Origin of the sequence: Salinibaculum salinum, from assembly GCF_037645885.1 — an archaeon.
Classification (GTDB): Archaea; Halobacteriota; Halobacteria; order Halobacteriales; family Haloarculaceae; genus Salinibaculum; species Salinibaculum salinum.
This window is the reverse complement of the sequence record NZ_JBBENW010000003.1, coordinates 49328-75083: the sequence shown is the minus strand read 5'-3', so window position 1 is coordinate 75083 and position 25756 is coordinate 49328. Positions and strand designations below refer to the sequence as shown.

Here is a 25756-nt window from a genome sequence, read left to right as displayed (position 1 = left end):
CGGTCCGTCACCGGTCGCGTCCTCGCACGCGCCATTTCCCTCGGGCAGCCCTCACGAGAGGGGCCCGACAGGGCGCGTCCGCCGGCCGTCACACCGCGAGCCTCGGACGGCCGTACGCTCGGTTACCTGACTCTAACAGACGACGTGGTAAAAACTATGGTGGTTGGCTCGCGCCGCCAGGCGAGGACGCACTACTTATCGTCCGGGTCCGCCAGCGGATCACCTGCCGACGGGTTGCCCGCCGGTTCGACCGACGACGTTTCACTCTCGGTGTCTGCCTCGGACTCGTCGGTTGGCTCGTCGTCGGATTCCGAACTCGTCCCGAACGCTATCTCTTCGGGTGAGGGCTCCGGTCGCGGCTGCTCGGGGCGCTCGTCGCGCGTCTCGCCGGTGTCGACTGTTCTGGTGGACGGGTCAGGCTCTGGCTCTGGTCCCGTATCCGCCTCGGCAGACTCCGTGGTCGGCGGCTCCGATTGGGTCTCCCGGGCCGGGTACTCCAGTTCTGCTGCCCAGTCGTCTGATTCCCCCTCTGACTCCCGATCCGTCGCAGGTTCGTCGGTGTCAGACTCCGCCACTGGCTCCGGGGCCGACGTTGTCGACTGCGATGCCGACGGCTCGCTCCCGGCCGTCGTTGCAGTCGACGGCTGCTCGGACTGTCCGCTTGCCTCCGCGGGCGGCGTCGGTGCCGGTGGTTCGGGCGGCTCCGCAGCGTCGCCGGCCGGAACAGTCTGCGTGGTCCCGTGTTCTCTGGCCGCCTGTTCACCCGGTGACGGGCCGGTTTGCTCTGCAGTACCGTCGTCGGTCGTCGAATCGGAGCGCTGCTCGGTCTCGTCTTCCGACTCCGCCGACGAGTCGGCGATCGACTGTCTGACAGGTTGGCCGGCGGCCACGCTGTCGGCAATCAGTTTGTGGACGAGTCCGAACAGCCCCGCCAGGAGAACGAATGCACCGAGGACCGCGAGCACTGCCCCGCCGGCCAGTTCGGTACTGCTGTAGCCTCCACTGTCCAGGAGTGCCCGCGCGTCGCTGTACCCGATTGCCCCGCCGAGTCCGAGCAATCCGCCTCCGACGAGCAACACCGCGAGGAGATACGCGAAGAGCCGTGCGCCGTATTTGAAACTATCGACGGAACGGACTGCTGTCATAGCGGTTGTATCGCCAACAAGACACAAATATATTACGGGGTGGCCCGCCCGCGGCCGTCGGTCACCGGTCGCCACGGACGATAGTACCGACCGACTCTCCGTCGAGAAAGCCCCCAAGGTCGTCGGGGTCGAAAATCGCCGCTGGTGCCTCCAGGTCGAGCAGCGTCCGCACTTTCCCGGCCATTCCGCCGGTCACGTCCGTCGATTCGCTCTCGCCGAGGACGTGGGAAACGTCGCCGTAGGACTCGATTTCCGGGATGACTGCACCGTCGTTGTCCAGCACGCCGGGGACCGTCGAACACAGCCCCACCCGGCTCGCACCGAGTGACGTGGCGAGCGACACCACGATGTCATCCCCGCTGAGTATGGTTGCACCCCTGTCCGCGTGGACGATTGGGTCTGCCTGCACGACGGGGAGAAATCCTTCATCGAGTGTCGTCGTAATCGTATCTGCTGGGAACGAGAGTTCGCCCCCGGCGTCGCGGTGTGCCAGCGACAGCGGACTGACCGGGACCGCCGGCACACCACGCGCTTGCAGGGCGTCGACGACGGCCTCGTTCAGGGTCGTCATCGCGCCGTGGACGTCAGTAACGGCCGTAGCGTCACGGGTCCCGTCTGTCTTCGAGTAGCCGTGTCTGGCCGCGTGGTGATGGCCGAAACTCCCGCCACCGTGGACCACAACGAACTGTCCTGGGTCGTAGTGGTCGGCGAAGATGTCGAGGACCGTAGAGAGCATTGCTTCGTCGACAGTCTCTTGCTGGTCTTTCTCCGTGACGACGCTGCCACCGAGTTTGAGTATCGTCGTCATTGCTCTTCGACGCGAACGCCCTGGCTATCCAGTTCGGCCCGGAAGGCTTGTTCACAGCCGGGCGTGTACTCCAGTGCCGTTGTCGTTTCTGGCGTCTCGTCGAGGGCGACGATACAGCCACCGCCCCCGGCACCAGTGAGTTTCGCACCGAGTGCACCCGCGTCTCGGGCCGCCCACACCATCGCATCCAGGGAGCGTGAGGAGACGCCGAGTGCCTCCAACAGCCCGTGATTGAAGTTCATGAGCCGACCGAGTTCCTCGATGTCGTCGTCAACGAGTGCCTCCTCACCGCGGCGAACGATGTCACCGATTGCGCTGACGGTGTCGGCGGCGAAGCCGTAGTCCTCGCGGAGTCGGCGCACGCCCGCCACGAGCGCGCCCGTATCGCCCGCGCCGCCGTCGTACCCGATGACGAAGGGGAGGTCCGGCGCGTCGATAGTCCGACAGTCGTCGCCCTCGACCCGGACCGCACCGCCCATCGCCGAACAGAACGTGTCCGCCCGGGACGCCTCCCCGTCCTGCACGGTGTGTTCGACGTGATAGGCCCGGTCTGCAATCTCGACCGGTGTCAGTTCGACACCGAGTTCCCGCGCTGCAGCGTCGATAGTCGCGACGGCGACGGCCGCCGACGAGCCGAGTCCCGCGCCCAGTGGAATCTCGCTTTCGATACTGATATCGAAGCCGACGTCCTCGACGCCTGCGGCGTCCTGTGCCTGTGCGACCGCCTCGTTGATGTATCCCATTCCCGCGTCGACCAGGTCGTCCGACACGTCCACGTCGGGCCGGCCGCTCGTCCCGTCGTACTCGACGGTGAATCCATCCAGCGTGAGGTCACCGGCATGGACCCGGATGCCGTTGTCCTGAGCCTCGACGGTCACTCGCGCTCGCCGTTCGATGGCACACGGCACTGCCGGCTCACCGTAGACGACTGCGTGTTCCCCGAACAGATAGACTTTCCCGGGGGCACTCGACGTTACCATGGCTGAGCTACCGGTCCCCGCCGTGTTTTAGATGTCGGTTCTGCCGTGCTCGGTCTCCGCATCGAGCGGCAGCGTCATCCTGACGATGCTCCCGATCGGACTCCGATCGTCGACAGAGAGGCTCCCGCCGATCTGGGTCACGATCCAGTGCACGAGCCAGAACCCGATACCGCTCCCGTGCCGCAGCGGCGTCTCCGTCCCGTTTATCAGCACGTCGAGTTCGTTGGCCGGGATGCCGGGGCCATCGTCCGCGACTGTGATATCGACCACCGCCGAGGTCTGTGCGACACGGACCTCCGCCCACGGCTTGGCGGCGTCGTTGTGTTCGACGGCGTTTTTGACGAGGTCGGTCAGTGCGATAGTTACCGTCTGAGAGACTCCCGCGGTAACGCCAGGTGAGACAGTGGCTGACACCGACGCATCGGGGTTGGCTCTCTGCACGCGGCCGGTCACGCGGTCGACGATAGAGGCGACTTCGACTGTACCCGTGCTCTCGGTGAGTGCGTGGTCGAGCACGCGTTGGGCGCGGCGCGCCTTCTCCGCGAACGATATGAGCCGATCACACCGCTGCTGGATGGTTTCGACCATCTCCGTGCTCTCGGTGTCGTCCAGCCTGTCGACCAGCAGTTCTGCCTGACTGAGCACCACGGTCAGGTCGTTACGGAGGTTGTGGCGCAACACGCGGTCCAGTACCGCAACCTGCTGTTCGCGCTGGACGCGCTCGGAGATATCCCGGACGACGCCGACACAGCCTCCCTCGTGTTGGTCGTCGGGTAACAGCGAAACGGATGTTTCACACGGTATCTGTCTACCGGCGTTATCTTCGAGCGTAATTTCTGCTTCGCCGTGTTCGTTCGGACTCGACCGGAGGTTGTCAGCGACTGACTGAATCTTTGCGTACGCGTCGGGACCGAACACCGCTCCGGCGTCCTGTCCCTCGATACGCTCGGGAGTCGAGCCGAGGAGAGCGGCGAACGTCTCGTTGGCCAGGCGAATCCTTCCGTCACCGTCGAGGACGTACACCCGGTCGGACACCGTCTCGAAGACGGACTGGTACTGTGCGAGCTCCTGCTCGCGTGCCCGACGTTCGGTCACGTCGCGTGCGACGCCCATGAGTCCCTGGTAGGACCCGTCTTCGTCGGTGATGAGCGTGAAGTGAATCGAGAGCTGTATCTCGTCGCCACCTTTCGTCTCGTGAACCTGGTCGAGCATCGTGCTCTCGCACTCGGGATCGTTCAGGAGTGACTCGACTGCCTTCTGACCCCGGCTCAGTGCGCCTTCGCTCATGACCGCTGCAGCGTGTCGGCCAACGAGTTCTTCGCGTTCGTACCCGAGCATGCTGGCGTACCGCTCGGTGACGAACGCGAATCGGGCGTCAGCGTCGATCATGTAGAGTCCGTCCCTGGCGAGCTCGACCAGTTCCTCCAGTCGTGCCAGCCGCTCGGATTGCTGTATCGTCGCTGTCTCTTCCCGATACGCCTCAAGCCGCCGAGCAGAGTCGTCAAGTGGGTAACTCCAGCACGTGTAGGTCACCGAGGGTACTTCGCCCGGTGGTGCCTCGCGAGGCAGTTCGACGCCGACACGCTCGGCGCTTCGCCCCGCTGCAACTGCGTCAGCCATCTCCTCTGTGTAGCTGTATTCGCCCGTTGCCGTCCGAGAGAGTCGGTCGTGAAGACGTTCCTCCTCTCTTTGGGCAGCGACACTATCCGGAAAGAACGTCGACACTGTGGTACTGCTCCACTCGACTGTGCCATCTGCATCGAGGAGGAAAAACTCCGTCCGGGCGTCCGGAACTTCGTCTGTGACCCGTTCGGTGTCGTCGTCATCGGCCCCGTCGTCGCACTGGACGATACCGCGAATCTTGTTCACGAGAAAGTCGACGTGACACTCGCTGCCCTTCTGGACCAGCGTATCCGCCTTTGCCAGCAAATCGTCGCTGATTGCTGTCGGGTCCGTTTCGGTGAACAACACGAGCGGCGTCTCCGCACAGACGTCGCTCACTGCTGTCGCGAATTTTAACTCGACGACCACACAGTCGAAGGGCTCCTGTGTTACCCGCTGGCGAGCCCCGTCACGACTGTGTTCGCTGACCACCCGCATGTCGTCGTGGTCCGCGTCGACGACCGCTGCCACTGCGTCGGTCTGTGTCGGGTCGTCGACGTACAGGACCTGTCGCTGTACACCCATCTGTGTCCCCCGGTCTGAGTTATCTGAGTCCATCCCTGAACCTGCTGGTTGCGTTCTCTGCGTCTTGCCACTCCACCCACTGGCCTGTCGTTTGTCAGCTATCCTCACGCCACCATTAAATTCTACTGGTCTCGGTCAACGGACACCACAGCGAAACTCTGCACAGGGGCTGATTGCTTATCCGTTACCGGCAGCCATCTCACTGCGTTTCTTTCAAGAAGACGGTCTGTGCAAGACCTACTCCACTCGATCCCAGAAAGAACGCGAGTGTGCCTCGATCGTGTCCTCAGCAGGAATCTGAGTGGCGAGACTCACTGCCACGAAGATACCGTACGCAATAATGACCCCGACGAATCCGTAGTGCGTGCCGAACGTGTACTCTGGCGGGATATATTCAAGGAAAAACAGAATCGTAATCCCTGGACCGAGGATCAGCGATGCGATGCCGCCAGCTGCCGTCCCACCCCTCCAGAATACGCCGAGGAACACCGGCGCGGATGTCGTCGCAAACCCGACGACCGCGAACGCCACGATATCGAAGATACCTGCCGGACGCATCCACGCCAGGACGAGCCCGAGGAGGATGATCCCGATCAACAGCGTTTGCGTGACCCTGACCTCTCGGCGATCGCTCGCCTCTGGGGCGACGAACTCGTGGTAGAGGTCCCGGCTGACCATCGAACTCATTGTCAGCGCAACGGAGTCGGCGGTGGACATGATCGCTGCGGTCGCTCCGGCCATCGCCACGCCGAACACCACCGGGTGCATCAGCGTCTCGACGAGCAGCGGGATTACGTAGTCCGGATTCTCCGGCGACGGAATGACGCCGACCGACCACACCCCGAGTACGGCGCCAAAAAAGTAGACCGGAATCGCGACGACGGCAAAAAGGAACCCGGACCGACGCATAACATCGCTGTCTCTCGCGGAGAAGAACCGCTGAATAGTGTGCGGATAGGCGGGGACGCCGAACGTGAACGCCAGCGCTGCCGTGATCACTGCCAGTGGCGTCCACGCGCCAACCGGCCCGACCAGTTCCATCAGCCCGGGGGTCGTCTCGATCGCCTGCCGTGCGATAGCGGTGCTGTCCAGGACGAACATCACATAGAGTGTGACTCCCCCGAGGACGGCGAAGAGTACGGTCGACTGGACCGTATCCGACCATACGACGCCGCGATAGCCCGCGATGTGGATGTAGACGATCATGAAGACCGCCATTACCAGTATCGCCTGGACGTACGGAATCCCCACCAGCGCGTCGAGTGCAACGCCGCCCCCGATCAGCTGTCCGGCGATCATCGAGACCATGAAGATCCCGGTGATGGCGAGGTATAGAACGCTGAGAACAGGGCTGTCGTACCGCTTGCGGACGTACTCGGAGGGCGTCACGACGTCCATCTCCTTGCCAATCTCGAATAGCGAGACACCGACTGTTCCGAAGATCAGCGTATAGAAGACAGCCGCAAGGGCCAGAAAGGAGAACGCACCGAGGCCGGTTCCAGTTGTCGTGGCACCAATCCCGAAGACTGTGAACGCGGACAGGACTGTCGCGACGAGGCTCAACCCGAGAACTACCGTCCCAACCGTTCTGTCGGCGATGTAGAAATCTGCGGGTGTGTATTTCGTAAATCGGGACGCGTACACTCCGATCAGGAGGACGAAGAAGAGATACAGGCCAAATACCAGCTGAGCGGTCGTCAGTACCACGTCAGCCGTCCTCCTCGCTCGCGGCAGCGACCAACTGGACGGCGAACCATGCGATCCCTAGCATCGCAAAGACGACGCCAAGTTCCAGCCATACCCAGAGCGGAAGCCCGAGGTAGAGGGCCGTGAGTCCCTCAAGAACATACAAATGTCCGACTGCAACCACGACTAACAGTAGGAGGAGCGTGCCAAAGACGAACTTCGCCATAGGCGGGCTGGTTGCCCAATCGGATGATCTTGGAGTGGGATTCTCCATGTTGTGGCTGGTAAATGGGTTTCTATTATAATTTCTCTTCGGTAACACCCGGTCATAAGGAATGACTGCCTCTTGCCGACTTTCTGGAGGCAATTCATCGACTCTGCCTCTTCTGTGACTGATCCGCGTGAAGCGACGAGGGCGGTACCTTCATCCAATCGCACGGTATTCTCGGTGGTTACTGATACTGCCGGACCCAACTATTTGAACCATTCATTATGGTGTCACGTGTGGCAACGTGTAGTGTAATAAAGAGACCGTTTCACCGAGAACTGGACAACGTCTGGGAGTAGTGCCGGCCAGTGTTCCGAACGAGTTCGTTGAGAGTTGCACGTCTCAAATATCGATGTCGGTGTCGTATTTCACGTAGTTGCCAAGCCAGCCACCGGCAGCGCTGAATACGACGGTGTAGACGACAGCAGAAACAACGATACCGAGCAAGATGACGAACCCAAATCCACTGAACGCGCGAGGGACGCCGAACCCACCCACAAAGAGCCCAAGAAAGACGTTCCCGAAGAGCGCACCGACGACGAGCAGCGGGACCAGCGAGACGAGTCCGGCCAGCGCGCCGACTTTCAGTCCCTCTTCCCGACTGCCGCCCTGGAGATAGCCGGCGACGGCACCGCCGATGACGGTCGCAAATGGGATTATCGGGCCACCGAAGACGTTGATGGCCGCACCGATCAGAACGTTGAGCAGCGTGTCGCCTTCTGCCATTGTGGAGTCGTCACTGGCCGGACAAATAGGAGTTGTGGCGACGAAAACGACTCTCGAAGTTAAATCTCGCTCTCGAAGTCGTCGAGCGAGTAGGCTGGCTCCGCACCGCGGCGGTCGAGCGTCTCGTTGGCCAGCAGCCAGTAGACGACCGACAGCGCCTTTCGACCCTTGTTGTTCGTGGGAACGACGAGGTCGACGTTGCCAGTGGTGTTGTTGGAGTCACACATCGCGATGACCGGAATCCCGACGGTGATGGCCTCCTTGACGGCCTGGGAGTCACCGATGGGGTCGGTCACGACGATGACGTCCGGTTCGATGTACCCGTCGTACTCCGGATTCGTCAGCGTACCCGGAATGAACCGCCCGGTTCGTGCGCGTGCACCGACGGCATCGGCGAACTTCTCGGCCGGGAACCGGCCGTACTGGCGCGAGGAGGCCACGAGAATCTGCTCCGGCTCGTAGTTGGCCAGGAAGTCCGCGGCTGTCCGAATCCGCTTGTCGGTCATCGAGACGTCCAGCACGTAGAGCCCGTCGGTCCGGACGCGGTGGATGAACCGCTCCATGTCCTTGGTCTTTTGCTGGGTCCCAATGTGGGCACCGGCCGCGAGGTAGTCCTCGACCGGGATGAGGAGGTCCGCCTCGTCGTCCGGCATGACGTCCTCGTCCAGGTTCGGTCCGGCGTCTTCTTGTTCGGCCTCGGCCTCGACGGCCTCGGCGGGCGCTTCGTCTGTGTCTTCGGTCTCCGCGCCCGCCTCGGCCGTCTCCTCGACCGCACCGTCGTCGGTGGGTTCGGGGTCGACGTCCGACTCGGACGCGTCGAGACCTTCGTTCTCGTTTCCGCTCATGCGTTTTGCTCGATTCTGATGAGTTCGTTCAACTTCGCTGTGCGTTCGCCACCGACCGTCCCCGTCTTGATGTACGGGGCGTCCGTCGCGACGGCCAGATGTGCGATGGTCGTGTCCTCCGTCTCACCGCTGCGGTGAGAGATGACCGGGTCGTAGCCGTTCTCGACTGCCAGTTCGACCGCGTCGACGGCGTCCGAGAGCGTCCCGATCTGGTTGGGCTTGACGAGAATGGAGTTTGCCGCGTCCGCCTCGATGCCAGTCTCCAGTCGCTCGACGTTCGTGACGAACAGGTCGTCACCGCAGACGAGCGTTCGGTCACCGACGCGGTCGGTCAACTCGGCGAAGCCCTCGTAGTCGTTCTCGTCGAGGGGGTCCTCGACGTAGACAAGGTGGTACTCCTCGACCAGGGCGGCGACGTACTCGATTTGCTCGTCGGTGTCGCGGGTCTGCTCACCGTAGCGGTAGACCTCTTCGTCGCTGTCGTACAGTTCCGCCCCGGCCATATCCAGTCCGAACCGGATTTCGAAGCCCACGTCGTCTTCGACGCGCTCGACGGCCTCGGCCATAATCTCGAAGGCCTCGCTGTCGTCGATCGCTGGTGCCCACGCGCCTTCGTCTCCTTTGGCGCTCGGGACACCGCGCTCGTCGAGAATCTCGCCGGCAGCCTCGTGGACGGCCGCGTTGGCGAAGACAGCCTCCTGGACGGAGGGCGCGCCGACGGGTGCGGCCAGAAATTCCTGAATATGAGTTGCGTCTGCGGCGTGTTCACCGCCGCCGATGACGTTGCCCAACGGAATCGGGAACGTGTTCCCACGAAAGGTCCCGCCGAGGTGCTGGAAGAGCGGGAGTCCGGCCACGTCTGCGCCGGCTTTCGCTGCGGCCATCGAGATGGCGACAGCGGCGTTCGCGCCGATTTCGGAGAAGTCGTCGGTACCGTCGGCAGCGTGCAGCGTCGCGTCGACACCGCGCTGGTCGCCGGCGTAGACGTCCTCGACGAGTCGCGGCACGGCCTCCTCGCGGGCAGCGGCGATAGCCTCGTTGGCCGGCAGTTCGAGTGCCTCGTACTCGCCGGTACTCGCTCCCGAGGGTGCTTTGCCGCGGCCGAAGCCGCCGCTCTCGGTGGTCACGTCGGCCTCGACGGTCGCGTTCCCGCGGGAATCGAGGACCCGTCGCAGTCTGACGTCCGTGATCTTCGTCACTCGCTGTCACCTCGCCGCACAGTGAACGGCAGCACGTCGGCGTCGAACTCTTCGGCCGCGATGAGAATCGGCTGCGTCTGCTCCGTCTCGACGAGAACGGGCGCACCGTAGGCCACCTGCAGCGCTCGCGCCCCGATGATGCGTGCCTTCTCGTAGCGGTTGTCTGTTCGTGCCATTATTGATACGGTGCGACGATGTCGACCAGGTCCTTGTGCGAGACGAGCATTCGACGGCAGCAATGTCGCTCGACGCCGAGTTCGTCGAGGACTTTCTCCGGGTCCTCTGGCTCCTCGGCCTCGCGCGTGCGTGCCTTGAACTCCTCCCAGTGTTCGCCGACGACGTTGCCGCAGGTGAAACACCGGACTGGGACCATCATAGTTGTATCACCGGTAGGACTTCTGGTAGCGAGCCCGTGCGCCCGGGCCGCCCCACTTCTTGGATTCGCTCTGGCGCACGTCGTTGACCAGGAGCGACCGGTCGAACTCCATGTAGGCGTCGCGGAGTTCGGCGTCGTTGGTGTGCTGGACGAGTGCGCGGGCGATAGCGGTTCGGGCCGCGTCTGCCTGTCCCATCACGCCGCCGCCCTCGATGTTGACGTCGATGTCGACGTCGTCACGGAGCTCCTCGGACGCGATGCGGAACGGCTCCAGCATCTTCAGCTGTGCCATCTCCGGCTCGACGAGTTCGACCGGCTGTGCGTTGACGCGGACCTTGCCGTCCCCGTCGCTGATGGTCGCTCGTGCGATGGCCGTCTTCTTCTTTCCTGACGTGTTCGTTACCATGTGACGTTCGCTCCGAGTGTTTCGCTGACGTCTCCGAGGGAGACGAACTTGATGTTCGAGAGCCTATCCAGCGAGGTGCCGTCGAGGACTTCCCCGTCCTGATCGTTCGGATTACCGACGTAGACGCGGATGTTCTCGAAGGCTTCCCGTCCGTTCGTGGTCTTGTACGGAATCATGCCACGAATGGAGCGCTTGAAGATACGGTCGGGGCGCTTCGGGTACATCGGCCCGCGATCCGAGCCGTGGCGACGACGGTCCTTGAACTTCTCGAGGATTGCGTCTTCGCGGCCCGTGATGACCGCCTGCTCTGCGTTGATGACGGCGACCGTCTCGCCGTCGAGTGCCCGCTCTGCAACGTTCGAGGCCACGCGGCCCATGATGCAGTCGCGAGCGTCGACGACGAGGTCGGCGTCGAATTCTGCGATACTCATCGAATCACCCGTACGTTCGCGCCGTCGGGATTGTTTTCGAGTGCCTGTTCGAGTTTCATGGTCTCGCCAACCTGGTCGATCTTCTGTTCGGCCGTGCCCGAAAAGTCGACTGCGGCGACGGTGACCTCCTTCTGGAGAACACCGCTACCGAGGACTTTTCCGGGGACGACGACCGTCTCGTCTTCCTGGGCGTACCGCTCGATGCGGCCCAGGTTGACTTCGGCGTGTGTGCGCCGAGGCTTTTCGAGGCGCTCGGCGACATCGCCCCAGACGTTGCCGCCCGCGCTGCGGGCGGTCGACTTCAGGTCAGCGATGAGACTACTCAGTCTCGGATTCGTCTTACTCATAACCTACCTCCTGTGAGAAAGTGCAGGGAGCAGGATTTGAACCTGCGGACCCCTACGGGACAGCGCCCTGAACGCTGCGCCGTTGGCCAGACTTGGCTATCCCTGCACGCATACTCTGGTACCGGGTGCCCCCTCATACTGGTTTCGATATCGCCGGCCCGACCGCTCTCCGGTCGGGCGGCCGTCGATGTGAGGAGGCTCCCTGTCATTAGAGTTGGACTGCGTCTTTCAGTTCGTTCGCACGCGTCTCCAGCGATCCGACTGCCGCGTCGACCAGCTCGTCGACGCTGAAGGAGCCGTCGGTCTCCACGTCGAAGACGAACGCGCCCTCGACGTCGTGGACTTCCAGCTCCTTCCCGGGGTACCGCTTCGACAGGTCGTTGTCGAAGCTGTCGGTCGCGACGAGGTCTCCGTCCGCGGGTTGCTCGCCATCTACTGGTTCTGCGTGTGCTGCTTCCTGTTCTTCGATGACACCGCGGAGGATCTGTGGGTCGTCGTCCTCGAACTCGCCTTTGTCACCGACCACTTCGACGGTCTGGAGGTGACGGTAGCCGACAGCGACGCCGCCCTGGTGTTTGGCGTGTGCGCGACCGGTGTCGAGCACGGCGTCAGCTTCCAGTTCGAGCCGCTGGTCCTCCTTGAGGTCGATGATCGGGATGTTGTCGTCGGCCGGCTGGACCATGGGGTCACTGGAGACGATATCGCCCGAGTAGGCGGTCTCCGGGCCCATCACGTCCAGCGAGAGCGTGACTTCGTCACCGATTTCGAACTCGCCGACCGGCGTGGTCAGCGGGACCAGTCCGAGTCGGAGTCCGAGCTGTTCGTCGAACATCACGCTCGAATTCTCGACGAAGCGGACGGTGTCGACGCTGAACGTCGGGATGTCCGCGATCATCGCCCGACGGATGCCGTTGGCGAACGCGGGCGTAATCGGGCGCACGAGGAACTTCGCCTCGCGCTCGGTTCGTTCGACGAACTCGACCTCGTAATCCTCTGTCATTGTTAGAAGCCTGCGTTCTTCGGGGCGCGGGTTCCGTCGTGCGGGATGGGCGTCACGTCCTCGATACGACCGATCTCCAGCCCCGCACGGGCGAGTGCGCGAATGGTCGCCTGCGCACCCGGACCGGGGTTGGTCTGCTGGTTGCCACCGGGGCCGCGGACACGGACGTGAACGCCGTCGATGCCGCGGGCCTGGACGGTCTCTGCGACTTCTTCGGCCATCTGCATCGCCGCGTACGGCGACGCTTCGTCACGGTTCTGCTTGACGACCGTCCCACCGCTCGATTTGGCGATGGTTTCTGCGCCGGTCTGGTCCGTGATGGTGATGATGGTGTTGTTGAACGATGCGTGCACGTGGGCGATGCCCCATTTCTCGTCTGCCATGTTATTGTTCCTCCGCTCGTTCCGGGTGGAGTTCGTCCGTCAGCGGCGACGCGCTGTCGAAACTGACCGTGTCCTCAGCGGCCACGTCGACTTTCATCGAGGGCGTCTTGACGCGACTGCCGTCGACGGTGATGTGACCGTGGCTGATGAACTGTCGAGCCTGCTGGGTGGTGTTTGCCAGCCCTTTCCGGTAGACAATCGTCTGCAGGCGACGCTCCAGTACGTCGGTGATATCGAGGGACAGGACTTCGTCGAGTGCGTCCTGTTCGCCGAGGATGCCGATTCGCTGGAGTCGGGTCAGGAACTCGTCGGCTTCGACCGTCGCAGCCTCCGTGTCGCCCTGGGTCTGTCCCAGCAGGTCACGGGCCTCGCGGCGGTAGTTACGCAGTTCGGACTGCGCTCGCCAGAGTTCTTCCTTGTTCTTCAGGCCGTACTTGCCGAGGAGACCGGACTCTTCGGCGATACGCTCGCCCTGGTAGGGGTGATTCGGCGTCTCGTAGAACTTGGTGTTGCTACCGAGCGCCATTATTCGTCATCCTCCGCAGCGGCCTCTTCGGCCTGTTCTTCCTTGATGGCCTCGACGTTGACACCGATGGTGCCCTCGGTCCGGCCCGTGGACTTAGTTCGCTGTCCGCGAACCTTCTGTCCGCGCTTGTGGCGGACGCCCTTGTAGGAGTTTATCATCTTCATGCGGTTGATGTCCTGACGGCGCGTCAGCTCGAGGTCGTTGCCGACCTCGTGGGTTGTCTCGCCGGCGAAGAAGTCGTTCCGGTGGTTCGAGAGCCACTCGGGTACTTCGTCGGCGTAACCTTCGACGAGTGAAACGATGTCGTCGATGTCGTCCTCGTCGAGCGCACCAAAGGTGGCCCGACGGTCGACCTCTGCCTTGTCGGCGATGATACGCGCCGTGCGGCGACCGATACCTTTCATTTCCGTAAGCGACCGCTCGACGGACTTCGTGCCGTCGAGGTCGGTCTGGCCGATGCGGACGAAGTAACGAATGTCCTCGTCTTCCTCGTCCGCGTTTTCGGGTTCTTCTGCACTCATATGTAGTGGATGTGTTGCACGTCGTGGCGGGGATTCGAACCCCGGAGGCTGTACGCCACAGAGTTAGCAACCCTGCGCCTTGGGCCAGGCTTGGCTACCACGACACGCGTGCCTTTTTGCGTGTGCTCGGCCGATCGAGGCCGAGCGTTCGGGTACTCTCGCCCGCCGACGCGGACTCGGGAACAGGTGAACCACCACACGGTTCCAGGTTCCCTACACGACTGTACCCCTACATCCCCACCCGGCATATAAAAACGCAACGGAAAGTCTCGCGCGTGTCCACGACTCACACGATTCCAGGGTCTGGACTGCAAGCCATCGATGCATCTGGGACGCCGGAGTACGCAACCCTTTTCGCCCGTCCGAAGCCTACGGAGAGCTATGACATCGACTCCTCCGACCGTGGAGGCAATCCGGGAGCAACTCGGGAGCGTCGAGGACCCCGACCTCGGCGACGACATCGTTTCGCTCGGCCTCGTCAACAGTATCGATATCGACGAAGAGTCCGAGACAGTCCATATCGACCTCTCGCTCGGCGCCCCCTACTCGCCGACAGAGACGACGATGGCGGGCGACGTGCGTGAGGAACTCGCCGATATCGACTGGGAAATCGACCTCTCGGCGACCATCGACAGAGGTCTCGACCCCGAAGACTCGGTCTTGCCAAACGTCGAGAACATCATCGCCGTCGCCTCGGGCAAGGGCGGCGTCGGCAAGTCGACTATCGCAGTCAACCTCGCGGCCGGGCTCGCGGACATGGGCGCACGCGTCGGCCTATTCGATGCAGACATATACGGTCCGAACGTCCCGCGAATGGTCGACGCCGACGAACCGCCACAGGCGACCGAGGACGAAGAGATAATCCCGCCAGAGCAGTTCGGAATGAAGCTGATGAGCATGGACTTCCTGGCCGGCGAGGACGACCCCGTCATCTGGCGGGGTCCGATGGTCCACAACGTCCTCACGCAGCTCTGGGAGGACGTGCAGTGGGGCCACCTCGACTACATGGTCGTCGACCTCCCGCCGGGAACGGGCGACACGCAGCTGACGCTCCTCCAGAGTGTCCCTGTCTCCGGTGCGGTCATCGTCACGACGCCCCAGGAAGTGGCACTCGACGACGCCCGGAAGGGACTCAAGATGTTCGGTCGTCACGACACTCCAGTGCTGGGTATCGTCGAGAATATGTCCTCGTTCCACTGTCCGGACTGCGGGAGCGAACACGCCATCTTCGGCGAGGGTGGCGGACACAAACTCGCGGACGAGGTACAGATGCCGTTCCTCGGTGAGATTCCGCTGGACCCGTCGATTCGGGAGGGCGGCGACGCGGGCGCACCGATAATTCTCGACGACGGCGAGACCAGCGACGCGCTCAGGGAGTTCGCCCGTGAGACGGCGAACATGCAGGGACTGGTGCACCGACAGCGGGTCTCTGGTCAGCGAAACTAGAGCCAGTACTGTTTTCAACGCGGTCTCAAAAGAGAGGTGACATGACGCGCAGACGGACGCGGCGAGCGTTTCTCAGGGCGGGGTTCGCCTCCGGGACCGTTCTCGTTGCTGGCTGTAGCAGCGGGGAAGAACTCCTGGGCGAGGCGGACGACAACTCGACGCTAACGGCGACACAGACCGAATCGTCCAGCGACGGCGGCGAAACGCCGGACGACCAGGAGCAGTCAAACGATGGGGCACAGACTGACGAAGATTCGCCGGCCCTGTCACTGGGAGAACTCGTGTGGCCGATGGCGCGCTACGATGCGGCGGGGACCGGCCACAACCGCAGCGCCGTGGGACCCGCCGAAGAGCCAACCGAACAGTGGAACATCCCTATCGACGGCGAACCGGTCACCGAGCCTATCGCCAGTGAGTCGACGATTTTCGTCGCGACGAGCGAGCAACTCCTCTACGCGCTCTCGACGGCGGATGGGAGCCTCCGATGGTCGACGTTTCTGGAGGGGACGATTGGTACACCGGCACTCGGCGATGGCAAACTGTTCGTCCCCCACGCCGGGATAACCGCGTTCGACCCGGTGACCGGCGACGAACACTGGCACTACTCAGGTGACGGGACCGATGCCTTGACACCGGCACTGTACGCGCGAAACCAGGTCTTCGCAGGTCTCACCGACGGCTCCGGCACCAGTCAGATACTCGCAGTCTCATCGAGTGGCCAGCGACAGTGGGGGCAGTCGAATCTCAGCGTCGGGACGGGAGGAGTACGGCCGACGAAAATCTCGTCGGACGGCGTTCGCCTCTACGTCACGGGCCGCGGCCCGGGTACTGTCGTCCTCAACCAGCGACGCGGTGACAGAGAGGGGTCGCTGGACCTCGAATCGAGGCCGGGGCTAGCAGTCGGTCGGGAAGTGCTGGCCTACGGCGGAGACGAAGCAGGCATCCGGGGTCGGAACGACGAGAGTCGTCGAAGCGTTCTGAACAACAAGGTCCGAGACGTGCAGACGGCGTCTGCGCCACTCATCACCGACGACTTCGTCGTCTGGTGTACCGACACCAACCCGAACGGTGACCGGAACGGCATGATGGCGTTCGACCTGGACGACGACACGCTGCGCTGGACCGAAGGATTCAGCACCGAGATGCCACACGCGCCGGTCGCCAGCAGCGACCACATCTACGGGACCGGCCGGGAGTGGCTCTACTGCACTGCAAGCAGCGGTGCTGACGTCTGGCAAATGCGACCCGGTGGCGAGATAACGTCAGAGATGGCAATCGGTGGCGGCAAACTCTACCTGGGCGTCGACCGGGAATCCGGCCACAGGCTGATCGCGCTCGGCAACACTGGCTGAGTCAGGACGACGCCGCTTCTGCATCCAGGTCCGCCATCGTCCACTGCACGACCCGAGCCTCGACGAGGTGCTGTGTTTCGATGTCGTCGCCGCGCTCGAACGCCTCGATTGTCGCTCTCGCGTCGGCGAGCATCTCCGCTTCGCGAGCGCCGTGGTCCTGACGACTCCGGACGGTGTTTGTCAGTGCCTCGAAATCGTCACGCAAGTCGAAGTCCGCCCGCGCGGCGTTGCACCGGGAGATGGGGTTCATCCCCGTCTCCAACACCAGGTCACAGACCGTCTCCCAGTCGTTCGCACAGAAGTACACCGACACCTCGCCGAGGATGTCGCGCCAGGCCACGCGCCCGCTGTGTTTCATCGCCTCGATGGCGCGTGGTGGCACGTCGAGCCGGTGCGCAGTGTCGGGGTTGCCACAGAGACAGCACGGTCGTTCCCGCTTGCCCGTGTACATACGCGGGGCTCAGGGTTGGTCCCGTTTATCGATTCCGCTGCCGTAGACAGCCGAGAGGGTGTGCCAGTATCCCACTGCGTGAAAACGAAATCGTTTTCGGCCTGTTGGTATATTCCAGAAACAGTCACACCCTCATGACCGACGATAGGAGGTGTCGAGATGTCCTCGAGTGAGCGGCTTCTCGTCCCTGTTTCGGAGAGCGCGACGCTGCGCGCGACGGTCGGCTACGCCGTCGAGTCGGCACTCGAATCAGCATCTCCGTCTGCTCCTGCGACTATCCGGTTCGTCTACATCCACTCGCCCAGACTCGACGAGGATATCGAGGACCGCGAGCACGCCGAAGAGTTGCTCTCGCGCGTCACCGTGTGGGCCGAGGAGGACGCTGGCGACCACGAGGCCGAACTCCGCGTCGAGACCACGAGCGTCGGCGGTGAGGAGTACATCTTCGGCCCCTCGGATGTCGCGGCCCTCCTGGAATCGGAGATTACGAGTCACGAGACCGACCGAATCGTCCTCGACCCCGAGTACGACCCCGGAATCGGCGCGCCGCTGTTGCGGCCACTCGAAGTCGAACTCGCGAGGGAGACGACCGTCTCCGTCGAGGAGGCGCCGGTCGAACACCCAACCCGACGCGTCCCGCTGCTTCGCCAACAGACAGCAGTCGGCGTCGGCGCGCTCTTCGGGCTCTCCTTTATTTTCTATCAGGTCCTTGGCGGCACGTTCGACCTTTTCGACATCGTGACGGGGACAATCAGCGCGACAATCGTCGCTGTTTCCCTTGCTCGCGTCTCGCTGAATCGTCGTCCGAACGGGAATTCACTCGCCCGTCTCGGACGCGGGATGATCTACATTCCGTACCTGCTGTACGAAATCGTTCTGGCGAACATCGTCGTGGCGGCAGTCATCCTCAATCCCAGACTGCCGATCGACCCCCGGATGACTCGCGTCCGGGCGAGGCTGATTGGCCCGCTCCCGGTGACGACGCTCGCCAACAGCATCACGCTGACACCGGGGACGCTGACCGTCAGAGTTCGCGGTCAGGACCTCGTGGTACACACGCTGGTTCCGTGGGCGCGTGACGGCCTCTTCGACGGATCGCTAGAACGCGCGGTCCGGTTCCTTTTTTATGGCCGGTCCGCGATGGCGATCCCGTCACCGCTGGAGCGCGACGAGACTGAAGTGTTGCAGCAACCGTCAGATGCTGCGTCTGAATCGGGAGACGGCGACACACCAACAGATGCCCAGACAGACGGTGAGAATCAATGAGTCTCGATCCGTTCCTGTCGGACCTGTTTCTGGCAACTGCCGCGGTACTCATGCTTCTCGCGATCGCCATGTTCTACCGTGCCGTCAAGGGACCGACGACCCAGGACCGCGTGCTCGCGGTCAACGTCATCGGGACGAACACGGTTATTGTCCTCGCGCTGCTCTCGGCGGGACTGGACGAACCGTCACTGCTCGACGTGGCACTCGTCTACGCGCTGTTGAACTTCCTGATGGCAGTCGCCATCTCGAAGTTCACCGTCGAACGGGGTGGTGTCCTGTGATGAGCACGCTCCACACCGGCGCAATCGTCGTCTGCCTGGGACTCGGGCTGTTCTTTACACTGGTCTCGACGGTCGGTGTCCTGCGGCTTCCGGACGTGTTCTCGCGTGCGCACACGGCGTCACAGGCAGACACACTGGGTGCCGGCTTCGCGCTCGCCGGGACCGCACTCGCCCTCGGCGTCCAGTCGCCGACGGTCAAGACGGTCCTCCTGCTCGTCTTCATTTTCGTCACGAATCCGACGGCCGCACACGCGATTGCTCGCTCGGCCGACGCGGAGGAGATCGAGGCCTGGACGGTCGACGACGACCGCGACGATGCGACGCTGGCGCAAGCGGGCAACGGCCCGGAGCCGAGCGACGAGGAACTCGGGGGTGAGGAGGCATGACAGCTGAACTGCTGCCGCTGGCAGTGCCAGACCCCGTGCCAATCTCGCTGTTCGAGGCCGCGCTGTTCGTGTTCGTGCTGGCGACAGCAGTCGCGACGGCGCTCCTCCGGGACATTCTCGCAGTTATCGTCGTCTTCGCGGCCTACAGCCTCGGCATGGCGATCTTCTACGCCGTCCTGCTGGCTCCCGACGTTGCGATGACCGAGGCCGCAATCGGCGCTGGCGTCACGACGATACTGCTGTTGCTGACGATTGCGAAGACGGTTCGGCCGGCCGAAGAGCGGCTGCTGGAGCGGGTCAGTGTTCCTGGCCTCTTCGTCACCGGTGCGTTTTTGACCGTTCTCGTCGCGACGATTCGGGAGTTCCCGGCCGTCGGCGACGGGCAGTCGATGGCGTGGTTCAATCCCGCCGTCACGCAGTACTACATCGACTCCTCGTACGCCGATACCGGCGTCGAGAACGCTGTGACGGCTGTCCTCGCCGGCTACCGTGGATTCGACACCTTCGGCGAGGCGACGGTGGTGTTCGCGGCCGGTGTCGCAGTGCTTATCGTACTCAAACGGACGGTGTTCACTCGTGAGTGAGCGCAACCGACAGGACGGTGACGGGTCGCCCTACGTCGAGAGCCAGGTCATCATGACGACAGTCCAGCTCATCGCGCCGTTCTCGATGACGTACGGGTTGTTCTTGCTGTTCCACGGCGCCGACACGCCCGGCGGGAGCTTCCAGGGCGGAGCGATCATCGGCGCGACGGTGTTGATGATCGCCTTCGCGTTCGGCATCGAATCGACCCGGGAGTGGCTGCGCAACCGGACCGTGGTCGCACTCGCGGCCGGCGGCACCGCGGCCTTCGCGCTCGTCGGCTTCGTTCCGGTCCTCGTCGGGGGGAACTTCCTCGAGTACGAGATGTACAAGAAGGTGTTCGGAATCAAGGCCAAGTGGGGACTCGAAGCCATCGAGATCCTCGGCGTCGCACCCATCGTGGCCGGCGTCGTCTGTGGCCTGTTTTTCGCCCTCAGCGCCGGGTTTCTCTCGGGCGGGGACATGTGGGGGAGTCAGGAAGAGGATGCGAGCGATGTCGACGCGGTGACCGAGGTGACAGACGATGATTGAACTGCTCACACACCAGTACACGTATCTCCTGTTCGCACTGTTGCTCGCAATCGGCCTCTACATGATGGTCGCCAACTCCAATCTCGTCAAGATGATCATCGGGTTGAACCTGTTCCAGACGGCCATCTTCCTGTTTTTCATCAGTACTGCCTACGTCGCTGGCGGGTCGACGCCCGTTATTCCGGAGGAAGCGGCCGCCTACGACCCGTTCGTCAGCCCGCTCCCGCAGGTCATCGTGCTGACCGCAATCGTCGTCGGCATCGCGCTGACCGCCGTCGCACTGGCGCTCGTCGTGCGTATCTACTCGGAGTACGGGACACTCGACGAAGACGTCATCAGGAGGGTTCGTGCCGATGAGTGACCTGCTCGGCATCGACCCGGAACTGCTGCCGGCGCTGCTCATCGCCGTGCCGATTCTCGCAGCGACGCTGCCGCTCGCGCTGGGCGTCCTTCGCGAACGCGTGGGTTGGGCCGTCGCGGTGGTCGTCCTCACGTTCGAGGCACTGATGGCGACCCTCCTCGCGTACGCCATCTACGCCCAGAACAGCCGCGTCGTCCACGTTCTCGGCGGCGAGGCGTTCGGGCGCAAGGACGTGGTCGTCGCGGGTACCGAGACGGAGAACTTCATCGTCGGTATCGAACTCGTCGGTGACGCGCTCTCCGGTCTCGTCGTGCTCGTCGTCGCTATCGTGGCGCTCGCTGTGCTCGCGTTCACGCGTCGTGGCGGCCCCCGCGGAAACGCCTTCTACAGCGGCTACCTGCTGCTGACGGGCGGACTGATGGGCGTCGCCGTCACCGGTGACGTGTTCAATCTCTTCGTCTTCCTCGAGATCACGGGGCTGACGACGTACGCGCTCATCGCGAGTGACTCCTCGGCGGACTCGGCCGTCGCCGCGCTGAAGTATCTCGTCATCGGGACGGCGAGCGCCTCGATGTATCTCGTCGGCGTCGGCTACCTGTTCGTCCGGACTGGGACGCTGAACATGGTCGACCTCTCGCGGTCGCTGGCCGGCGATCCGTCGTGGATTGATGGCGCGCTGTACACAGACCCCCTCGTGGCTGCGGCATTCGGTTTCATTGCCATTGGACTCATGACGAAGGTGGCTATCTTCCCGCTGCACACCTGGCAGCCCGACGCCTATTCCGAAGCGCCAGACGCGGTGACCATCTTCATCTCCGCGCTCGTCTCGACGGTGAGTGCGTACGCCTTTGCCCGTCTCACGCTGTTCGTGTTCACGCCCGACTTCTTCGCTGTGAATCCGCTGCTCATCGACGCCGTGCTGGTGATGGCCGGCCTCAGCGTCGTCGCCGGGAGCGCGCTTGCGGCATCACAGCGCCGAATCAAGCGGATGTTCGCCTACTCCTCGGTCGCGCAGTTCGGCCTCGTCGTCATCGCAATCGGCGTCGCTGTCCATCCCGCCGGCGGTGAGGAGGCAGTCCGGTTTGCCGTCTACGGAGCGGGCTTTCACCTCGTTGCCCACGCTCTGATCAAAGGCGGCCTGTTCGCGACCGCAGGAGCGATTGCCGAAAGCGAAGACGCCCGGACGATAGACGAGTACGCCGGGCTGGCCAAGCGCCGACCGTTCCTTTCGGGGGCGATGGCGATACTCGGCCTCGCCATCATCGGCGTCCCGCCGACGGCCGGCTTCGTCGGCAAGTGGTACGTCGCCGTCGCCGCCGTCCAGACGGGGCTGTGGCCGGTCGTCTTCGTCGTCTTCGCCAGCACCGTCCTGACGCTTTTGTACGTCGCCAGAATCCTCGAAAAGCTCTACTTCGACCATCCGGACGAAACCGCAGCGACCGAGGCGACAGCCGACCCCGCCGTCGCCGCAGACGGTGGCGAGTCCGACAACGAGACCCTCACCGACAACCGATCGCTGGGGATGATCGGACTCGCAATCGGGGCGGCGATTCTGGCGGTCGTCCTCGGGTTCGCCGGCGCGGAAGTCGCGTCGGCGCTCGACCCGGTCGTCGACGCCGTCGTCGATTCGGCCCCGGCGGTCAACCTCGGCGACGGCACCCCGGTCTGGGAGACCGCTGAAACCACAGAGGTGACCACCAGTGACTGAACACGTCGTCGCGTCGTACCGGCCGCTCGCCGCGGTGCTAGTCTCGGCGCTGGCAGTCGCGCTCATCGTCGCCTCGCACCGCCGGCCGAACGTCCGCGAGGGATGGTCGGTGCTCGCAGCGCTCGCGAAGTTCGGTATCGTCGCGAGCATGCTCCCCGGCGTGCTGAACGGCCTGGAGTATCGCTGGTCGCTTGGCGAGTTCGTCTTCGGCATCGAGTTTGCGCTCCGCGCCGACGCGCTGGGACTGCTCTTTGCGATGCTCGCCAGTTTCCTCTGGATTTTCACTGCCTTCTACACCACCGGCTACATGCGCGGGCTGGACGAGCACGCGCAGACGCGGTTTTTCGCCTCGTTTGCCGCCTCGCTGTCGGCCGCCATCGGTATCGCGTTCGCGGAGAACCTGGTGGTCATCTTCATCTTTTACGAACTGCTCTCGGTGGTGACCTACCCGCTGGTCGCCCACGACGAAACTGAGGAGGCCCGGACTGCCGGCCGGAAGTACCTCGCGTACACCTTCTTCGGCGGTGGCTTCCTCGTTCTCGGTGGAACCGCACTCGTCTACTGGGCCGCTGGAACCGTGCAGTTCGGTGAAACCGCCGAAGGGCTCCGGATGCTGGCCGAAACCGACCCCATCATCGCACAGGGAATCTTCGCCTTCCTCGCACTCGGATTCGGGACGAAAGCCGCAATCATGCCGTTCCACTCCTGGCTCCCGGACGCAATGGTCGCGCCGACACCGGTGTCGGGACTGCTCCACGCTGTCGCGGTCGTCAAATCAGGGGCCTTCGGCGTCGCGCGCGTCCTCCTCGACGTGTTCGAGCCGGACCTGACCGCGGACATCGGGATGCACATCCCGCTCGCGGCGCTGGCCGCCTTTACCTTCCTGACGGCCTCGTTCATCGCGCTCCGGAAGGACAACCTCAAGCGCCGGCTGGCCTACTCGACGATTAGCCAGCTCTCCTATATCATCATGGGGATGGCGCTGCTGACGCCGTACGGCATCGTCGGCGGTCTGCTCCACATCCCCGCACACGCGTTCATGAAGCTGACGCTGTTTTTCTGCGCGGGCGCAATCCACGTCGAGACTCACACCGACGACATCTCGCGGATGGCGGGCATCGGCAAGCGGATGCCGCTGACAATGGGTGCCTTTACCATTGCCGCCGCTGGCATGGCCGGCATCCCACTCGTGGCGGGCTTTGTCAGTAAGTTCTACATGCTCGTCGGTGCGCTCGGCATGGAGGCACGGATTGCGGGCGCTATCTTCGCCGGGTCGCTCATCATCTCTGGCGTATTGAACATCGCCTACTTTTGGCCCGTGGTCTACACCGCCTTCTTCGAGAGCGAGGACGAACACGACGCAAAACCGCTCGCGGAGTTCCCGATGGGCGGCATCCGCCAATCGTACCAGAACGTGGTCGCTGCTGACGGCGGGCCGGCCGCTGACGATGGAGGCCACGAAGATGAGGGTCACGATGAACACAGCGACCACGATGACCACGGCCATCACAACGGGCCGCCACCGGGTGGCTGGGACCGCCGGACGCCCTTCACGGAGAGCACCTGGCTCATGATGGTCCCGATTACCGTCATCGTCACCGGCGCAGTCGTACTCGGCGTGATACCAGGCATGACAGGGTTCCTCAATCTGGCCATCGAAATCAGTGAACAGGTCCTCGATGTCACCATCGGAGGTGGGCTGGCATGAGCGAACTCGCGACGCTCGTTCCGCCGTTCGTCATCGTCGCCGTCGCCGCCGCGCTCGTGACTGTGCTCCCGCGGCGTATCGGACACGCGCTCGGCGTCCTCTCGCTCGTCGCCGTCGCCGCGATCTCGCTGACTGCGCCGGCTGGCACCTACTACCAGACCAGCCTCTTCGAACTGTTCGACGTGGCGCTGTTCAGCGTCAACGGCTTCTCGTCGGCCTTCGGCTTCGCCTTCGCCGCACTCGGCAGTGCTGCGGTTCTGTACGCCTATTCCAGTGAGGCACCCCGTCTGGTGACCGCCTTCGCACTGACCTACGTCGCCTCGACGATGGGCGTCCTGTTCGCTGGCGACTGGCTCACGCTCCTCTTTTTCTCGGAGTTGATGGCCGTCACCAGCACGCTACTGGTCTGGCACTACGGCGGCGCGGCAGTCAGAGCAGGATTCCGGTACGCACTCGCACACGGTATCTCCGGGAGCCTCCTCCTGCTCGCCGTCACGTGGCACTTCGTCGAGACGGGGACGTTCCTGTTCCCCGAATCGGGCGTCGCTTCGATTGCGAGCGGGATGCCGCTGTATCTCGCCATCGTTGGGATGGGCATCAACTGCGGGTTCGTCGGACTCCACTTCTGGCTGCCCGACACCTACCCGCGGCCCCACTTCGCGGCGAGCGTCTTCCTCTCGGTGTTCACCACGAAGACCAGCGCGTACGTCATGTACCGCATCCTCCCGCTCGGCGATTCGCTCACGCTTGCGGTCGCATACATGGGCGGCGTGATGGCTGTCTACGGCGTCGTCTTCGCCCTCCTGCAACACGACATGCGCGCGCTGCTCACCTACCACATTCAGGCGCAGGTCGGCTATATGATCGCCGGGATGGGACTGGGGCTGTATCTCGGCGGCAACGCGCTCGAACTGGGCGCTGGCGGCGCGCTCGCCCACGTCTTCAACAACGTGCTGTTCAAAGCGCTGCTGTTCATGGCCGTCGGCGTCATCATCTACCGGACCGGCATCGAGGACCTCTACGAACTCGGCGGGCTCTGGCGGCAGATGCCGCTGACCGCCGCCGGCTTCGGCCTCGGCGCGCTCTCGATTACTGCGATTCCCGGCTTCAACGGCTTCATCAGCAAGGGGATGATCCTCGACGCCGCAGACCCGCACTACTACGGGTCGGCGGCCACCGAACCGATCTACTGGCTCCTCTGGCTGGGCGCTATCGGGACGCTGCTCTCGTTTATCAAACTCGGCTACTACGCCTTCTTCCACGGCGAGTGGGACGGGCCGGAACTGTCCGACGCAAAGCCCGGGCACACGGTGGCGATGCTCTCGATCGGCGGTCTCTGTCTGCTCTTTGGTGTCTGGTGGGAGGGTCTGCTGTCGGTGCTCCCGTGGCCGCTTGTGGCCGAGGAAGCGTACAGCCTGCACCCCTACAGTACCAGTCACCTTCAGAGCCAGGCGATACTGATCGGTATCAGCGTCGTCGCTTTCGCTGTCATCAAGAAGCCCCTCTCGAAACTTGGTCACATCCCGGACCCGGCCAAGGCCGTCAGCTGGCTGGCGTTCTACGGTGGTAAGGTGGCGGTTATCGGCGTCACCGAACTCTACGGTGTCGTCGACCGCGCCGGTATCCGGCTGGTCCGGACCTGTTACTGGGTCGGGTCGAACCCCGCGCTGGCGGCCGCGCGGGTCGCTCGTCGACTGCCACGCACCGTTCGACCGACCCTCGGTCACGACGAACCGCCGACTGATGGCGGAACTGTCTCCCGGCACTACCTCCGGGCGGACATCAGAACGACAATCCTTGTTCTGACGGCGGTTCTCACTATCGTGCTTCTCCTCGCGCTGTAGTGACTC

30 protein-coding genes and 2 tRNA genes are annotated in these 25756 nt (G+C 63.6%); 11 read left to right on the top strand and 21 right to left on the bottom strand.

Going from position 1 to position 25756, the window contains the following annotated elements:
* Positions 1-191: 191 nt before the first annotated feature.
* From WDJ60_RS05760 to WDJ60_RS05665, 20 genes are all read right to left on the bottom strand, one after another.
* Positions 192-1145: a prolipoprotein diacylglyceryl transferase gene (locus tag WDJ60_RS05760; protein WP_340099143.1), complete on the bottom strand. Its 954-nt coding sequence runs from the start codon at positions 1143-1145 to the stop codon at positions 192-194.
* A 61-nt stretch (positions 1146-1206) separates the two neighbouring features.
* Complete coding sequence (locus tag WDJ60_RS05755; RefSeq protein ID WP_340099142.1) at positions 1207-1953, bottom strand: isopentenyl phosphate kinase; 747 nt, start codon at positions 1951-1953, stop codon at positions 1207-1209.
* Positions 1950-2933, bottom strand: a complete 984-nt coding sequence (mvk, locus tag WDJ60_RS05750) for a mevalonate kinase (RefSeq protein ID WP_340099141.1) — start codon at positions 2931-2933, stop codon at positions 1950-1952. Before mvk ends, WDJ60_RS05755 begins: the two co-directional genes overlap by 4 nt.
* 27 nt (positions 2934-2960) lie before the next feature.
* Complete coding sequence (locus tag WDJ60_RS05745; RefSeq protein WP_340099140.1) at positions 2961-5153, bottom strand: PAS domain-containing sensor histidine kinase; 2193 nt, start codon at positions 5151-5153, stop codon at positions 2961-2963.
* 204 nt (positions 5154-5357) lie between these two features.
* Positions 5358-6827 (bottom strand): sodium:solute symporter family protein, encoded by a 1470-nt coding sequence (locus WDJ60_RS05740; RefSeq protein ID WP_340099139.1) that lies wholly within the window; start codon positions 6825-6827, stop codon positions 5358-5360.
* Position 6828: 1 nt separating this feature from the next.
* A complete protein-coding gene (locus tag WDJ60_RS05735) occupies positions 6829-7032 on the bottom strand; it encodes a hypothetical protein (RefSeq protein WP_340099137.1) in 204 nt (67 codons plus the stop codon).
* 384 nt (positions 7033-7416) lie between these two features.
* Positions 7417-7800 carry a DUF5518 domain-containing protein gene (locus tag WDJ60_RS05730; protein WP_340099136.1) on the bottom strand — a complete coding sequence of 128 codons (384 nt, stop codon included), beginning with the start codon at positions 7798-7800 and terminating at the stop codon, positions 7417-7419.
* Positions 7801-7859: 59 nt separating this feature from the next.
* Positions 7860-8645, bottom strand: a complete 786-nt coding sequence (gene rpsB / locus WDJ60_RS05725) for a 30S ribosomal protein S2 (RefSeq protein WP_340099135.1) — start codon at positions 8643-8645, stop codon at positions 7860-7862.
* Positions 8642-9844, bottom strand: coding sequence for a phosphopyruvate hydratase (eno, locus tag WDJ60_RS05720; RefSeq protein ID WP_340099134.1), 1203 nt, complete (start codon positions 9842-9844; stop codon positions 8642-8644). Before eno ends, rpsB begins: the two co-directional genes overlap by 4 nt.
* Positions 9841-10020, bottom strand: coding sequence for a DNA-directed RNA polymerase subunit K (locus WDJ60_RS05715; protein ID WP_340099133.1), 180 nt, complete (start codon positions 10018-10020; stop codon positions 9841-9843). The genes eno and WDJ60_RS05715 overlap by 4 nt, the downstream gene beginning before the upstream one ends.
* Complete coding sequence (locus tag WDJ60_RS05710) at positions 10020-10220, bottom strand: DNA-directed RNA polymerase subunit N (protein ID WP_159901306.1); 201 nt, start codon at positions 10218-10220, stop codon at positions 10020-10022. The genes WDJ60_RS05715 and WDJ60_RS05710 overlap by 1 nt, the downstream gene beginning before the upstream one ends.
* 7 nt (positions 10221-10227) lie before the next feature.
* Complete coding sequence (locus WDJ60_RS05705) at positions 10228-10626, bottom strand: 30S ribosomal protein S9 (RefSeq protein WP_340099132.1); 399 nt, start codon at positions 10624-10626, stop codon at positions 10228-10230.
* Positions 10620-11057, bottom strand: a complete 438-nt coding sequence (locus tag WDJ60_RS05700) for a 50S ribosomal protein L13 (RefSeq protein ID WP_340099131.1) — start codon at positions 11055-11057, stop codon at positions 10620-10622. Before WDJ60_RS05700 ends, WDJ60_RS05705 begins: the two co-directional genes overlap by 7 nt.
* Positions 11054-11404, bottom strand: a complete 351-nt coding sequence (locus tag WDJ60_RS05695; RefSeq protein WP_340099130.1) for a 50S ribosomal protein L18e — start codon at positions 11402-11404, stop codon at positions 11054-11056. The genes WDJ60_RS05700 and WDJ60_RS05695 overlap by 4 nt, the downstream gene beginning before the upstream one ends.
* Before the next feature lie 21 nt (positions 11405-11425).
* Positions 11426-11510 (bottom strand) — tRNA-Leu (locus tag WDJ60_RS05690).
* 102 nt (positions 11511-11612) lie between these two features.
* A complete protein-coding gene (locus WDJ60_RS05685) occupies positions 11613-12404 on the bottom strand; it encodes a DNA-directed RNA polymerase subunit D (RefSeq protein WP_340099129.1) in 792 nt (263 codons plus the stop codon).
* 2 nt (positions 12405-12406) lie between these two features.
* Positions 12407-12787, bottom strand: a complete 381-nt coding sequence (locus WDJ60_RS05680) for a 30S ribosomal protein S11 (RefSeq protein WP_340099128.1) — start codon at positions 12785-12787, stop codon at positions 12407-12409.
* A 1-nt stretch (position 12788) separates the two neighbouring features.
* Positions 12789-13313 carry a 30S ribosomal protein S4 gene (locus WDJ60_RS05675; protein ID WP_340099127.1) on the bottom strand — a complete coding sequence of 175 codons (525 nt, stop codon included), beginning with the start codon at positions 13311-13313 and terminating at the stop codon, positions 12789-12791.
* Positions 13313-13834, bottom strand: a complete 522-nt coding sequence (locus WDJ60_RS05670) for a 30S ribosomal protein S13 (protein WP_340099126.1) — start codon at positions 13832-13834, stop codon at positions 13313-13315. Before WDJ60_RS05670 ends, WDJ60_RS05675 begins: the two co-directional genes overlap by 1 nt.
* Positions 13835-13853: 19 nt before the next feature.
* A tRNA-Ser gene (locus WDJ60_RS05665) sits at positions 13854-13938 on the bottom strand.
* Positions 13939-14215: 277 nt separating this feature from the next.
* Here WDJ60_RS05665 and WDJ60_RS05660 point away from each other — a divergent pair.
* Both WDJ60_RS05660 and WDJ60_RS05655 read left to right on the top strand, forming a co-directional pair.
* Positions 14216-15280: an Mrp/NBP35 family ATP-binding protein gene (locus tag WDJ60_RS05660; RefSeq protein ID WP_340099125.1), complete on the top strand. Its 1065-nt coding sequence runs from the start codon at positions 14216-14218 to the stop codon at positions 15278-15280.
* A 41-nt stretch (positions 15281-15321) separates the two neighbouring features.
* On the top strand, positions 15322-16632 hold the full coding sequence (locus tag WDJ60_RS05655; RefSeq protein WP_340099124.1) for an outer membrane protein assembly factor BamB family protein: 1311 nt from the start codon (positions 15322-15324) through the stop codon (positions 16630-16632).
* A gap of 1 nt (position 16633) precedes the next feature.
* Here the strand turns inward: WDJ60_RS05655 and WDJ60_RS05650 are convergent, their stop codons facing one another.
* On the bottom strand, positions 16634-17083 hold the full coding sequence (locus tag WDJ60_RS05650; protein ID WP_340099123.1) for a DUF7960 family protein: 450 nt from the start codon (positions 17081-17083) through the stop codon (positions 16634-16636).
* A 159-nt stretch (positions 17084-17242) separates the two neighbouring features.
* Between WDJ60_RS05650 and WDJ60_RS05645 the strand changes: the two genes are divergently transcribed.
* Genes WDJ60_RS05645 through WDJ60_RS05605 form a run of 9 tightly spaced genes read left to right on the top strand, consistent with a single transcriptional unit; the run spans position 17243 to position 25750 of the window.
* Complete coding sequence (locus tag WDJ60_RS05645) at positions 17243-18349, top strand: monovalent cation/H+ antiporter subunit E (protein ID WP_340099122.1); 1107 nt, start codon at positions 17243-17245, stop codon at positions 18347-18349.
* Complete coding sequence (locus WDJ60_RS05640) at positions 18346-18630, top strand: cation:proton antiporter (RefSeq protein WP_340099121.1); 285 nt, start codon at positions 18346-18348, stop codon at positions 18628-18630. The genes WDJ60_RS05645 and WDJ60_RS05640 overlap by 4 nt, the downstream gene beginning before the upstream one ends.
* Positions 18630-19016: a monovalent cation/H(+) antiporter subunit G gene (mnhG, locus tag WDJ60_RS05635; protein WP_340099120.1), complete on the top strand. Its 387-nt coding sequence runs from the start codon at positions 18630-18632 to the stop codon at positions 19014-19016. The genes WDJ60_RS05640 and mnhG overlap by 1 nt, the downstream gene beginning before the upstream one ends.
* 41 nt (positions 19017-19057) lie before the next feature.
* Complete coding sequence (locus WDJ60_RS05630) at positions 19058-19600, top strand: DUF4040 domain-containing protein (protein ID WP_417750435.1); 543 nt, start codon at positions 19058-19060, stop codon at positions 19598-19600.
* Positions 19593-20129, top strand: coding sequence for an MnhB domain-containing protein (locus tag WDJ60_RS05625; protein ID WP_340099119.1), 537 nt, complete (start codon positions 19593-19595; stop codon positions 20127-20129). Before WDJ60_RS05630 ends, WDJ60_RS05625 begins: the two co-directional genes overlap by 8 nt.
* Positions 20122-20490 (top strand): cation:proton antiporter subunit C, encoded by a 369-nt coding sequence (locus tag WDJ60_RS05620; RefSeq protein WP_340099118.1) that lies wholly within the window; start codon positions 20122-20124, stop codon positions 20488-20490. Before WDJ60_RS05625 ends, WDJ60_RS05620 begins: the two co-directional genes overlap by 8 nt.
* Positions 20483-22198 (top strand): proton-conducting transporter transmembrane domain-containing protein, encoded by a 1716-nt coding sequence (locus WDJ60_RS05615; protein WP_340099117.1) that lies wholly within the window; start codon positions 20483-20485, stop codon positions 22196-22198. Before WDJ60_RS05620 ends, WDJ60_RS05615 begins: the two co-directional genes overlap by 8 nt.
* On the top strand, positions 22191-23906 hold the full coding sequence (locus tag WDJ60_RS05610) for a proton-conducting transporter transmembrane domain-containing protein (protein WP_340099116.1): 1716 nt from the start codon (positions 22191-22193) through the stop codon (positions 23904-23906). The genes WDJ60_RS05615 and WDJ60_RS05610 overlap by 8 nt, the downstream gene beginning before the upstream one ends.
* Positions 23903-25750: a Na(+)/H(+) antiporter subunit D gene (locus tag WDJ60_RS05605; protein WP_340099115.1), complete on the top strand. Its 1848-nt coding sequence runs from the start codon at positions 23903-23905 to the stop codon at positions 25748-25750. Before WDJ60_RS05610 ends, WDJ60_RS05605 begins: the two co-directional genes overlap by 4 nt.
* Positions 25751-25756: the final 6 nt, after the last annotated feature.

Bases quoted from the DNA above. Each gene is read 5' to 3' on its own strand.
- mvk (WP_340099141.1), bottom strand. From the start codon at position 2,933: ATGGTAACGTCGAGTGCCCCCGGGAAAGTCTATCTGTTCGGGGAACAC.
- WDJ60_RS05745 (WP_340099140.1), bottom strand. From the start codon at position 5,153: ATGGACTCAGATAACTCAGACCGGGGGACACAGATGGGTGTACAGCGA.
- WDJ60_RS05645 (WP_340099122.1), top strand. From the start codon at position 17,243: ATGTCCTCGAGTGAGCGGCTTCTCGTCCCTGTTTCGGAGAGCGCGACG.
- mnhG (WP_340099120.1), top strand. From the start codon at position 18,630: ATGAGCACGCTCCACACCGGCGCAATCGTCGTCTGCCTGGGACTCGGG.
- rpsB (WP_340099135.1), bottom strand. From the start codon at position 8,645: ATGAGCGGAAACGAGAACGAAGGTCTCGACGCGTCCGAGTCGGACGTC.
- WDJ60_RS05705 (WP_340099132.1), bottom strand. From the start codon at position 10,626: ATGGTAACGAACACGTCAGGAAAGAAGAAGACGGCCATCGCACGAGCG.
- WDJ60_RS05675 (WP_340099127.1), bottom strand. From the start codon at position 13,313: ATGGCGCTCGGTAGCAACACCAAGTTCTACGAGACGCCGAATCACCCC.
- WDJ60_RS05680 (WP_340099128.1), bottom strand. From the start codon at position 12,787: ATGGCAGACGAGAAATGGGGCATCGCCCACGTGCACGCATCGTTCAAC.
- WDJ60_RS05715 (WP_340099133.1), bottom strand. From the start codon at position 10,020: ATGGCACGAACAGACAACCGCTACGAGAAGGCACGCATCATCGGGGCG.
- WDJ60_RS05650 (WP_340099123.1), bottom strand. From the start codon at position 17,083: ATGTACACGGGCAAGCGGGAACGACCGTGCTGTCTCTGTGGCAACCCC.
- WDJ60_RS05685 (WP_340099129.1), bottom strand. From the start codon at position 12,404: ATGACAGAGGATTACGAGGTCGAGTTCGTCGAACGAACCGAGCGCGAG.
- WDJ60_RS05755 (WP_340099142.1), bottom strand. From the start codon at position 1,953: ATGACGACGATACTCAAACTCGGTGGCAGCGTCGTCACGGAGAAAGAC.
- WDJ60_RS05640 (WP_340099121.1), top strand. From the start codon at position 18,346: ATGAGTCTCGATCCGTTCCTGTCGGACCTGTTTCTGGCAACTGCCGCG.
- WDJ60_RS05735 (WP_340099137.1), bottom strand. From the start codon at position 7,032: ATGGCGAAGTTCGTCTTTGGCACGCTCCTCCTACTGTTAGTCGTGGTT.
- WDJ60_RS05710 (WP_159901306.1), bottom strand. From the start codon at position 10,220: ATGATGGTCCCAGTCCGGTGTTTCACCTGCGGCAACGTCGTCGGCGAA.
- WDJ60_RS05700 (WP_340099131.1), bottom strand. From the start codon at position 11,057: ATGAGTATCGCAGAATTCGACGCCGACCTCGTCGTCGACGCTCGCGAC.
- WDJ60_RS05660 (WP_340099125.1), top strand. From the start codon at position 14,216: ATGACATCGACTCCTCCGACCGTGGAGGCAATCCGGGAGCAACTCGGG.
- WDJ60_RS05730 (WP_340099136.1), bottom strand. From the start codon at position 7,800: ATGGCAGAAGGCGACACGCTGCTCAACGTTCTGATCGGTGCGGCCATC.
- WDJ60_RS05605 (WP_340099115.1), top strand. From the start codon at position 23,903: ATGAGCGAACTCGCGACGCTCGTTCCGCCGTTCGTCATCGTCGCCGTC.
- WDJ60_RS05655 (WP_340099124.1), top strand. From the start codon at position 15,322: ATGACGCGCAGACGGACGCGGCGAGCGTTTCTCAGGGCGGGGTTCGCC.
- WDJ60_RS05760 (WP_340099143.1), bottom strand. From the start codon at position 1,145: ATGACAGCAGTCCGTTCCGTCGATAGTTTCAAATACGGCGCACGGCTC.
- WDJ60_RS05615 (WP_340099117.1), top strand. From the start codon at position 20,483: ATGAGTGACCTGCTCGGCATCGACCCGGAACTGCTGCCGGCGCTGCTC.
- WDJ60_RS05670 (WP_340099126.1), bottom strand. From the start codon at position 13,834: ATGAGTGCAGAAGAACCCGAAAACGCGGACGAGGAAGACGAGGACATT.
- WDJ60_RS05620 (WP_340099118.1), top strand. From the start codon at position 20,122: ATGATTGAACTGCTCACACACCAGTACACGTATCTCCTGTTCGCACTG.
- WDJ60_RS05695 (WP_340099130.1), bottom strand. From the start codon at position 11,404: ATGAGTAAGACGAATCCGAGACTGAGTAGTCTCATCGCTGACCTGAAG.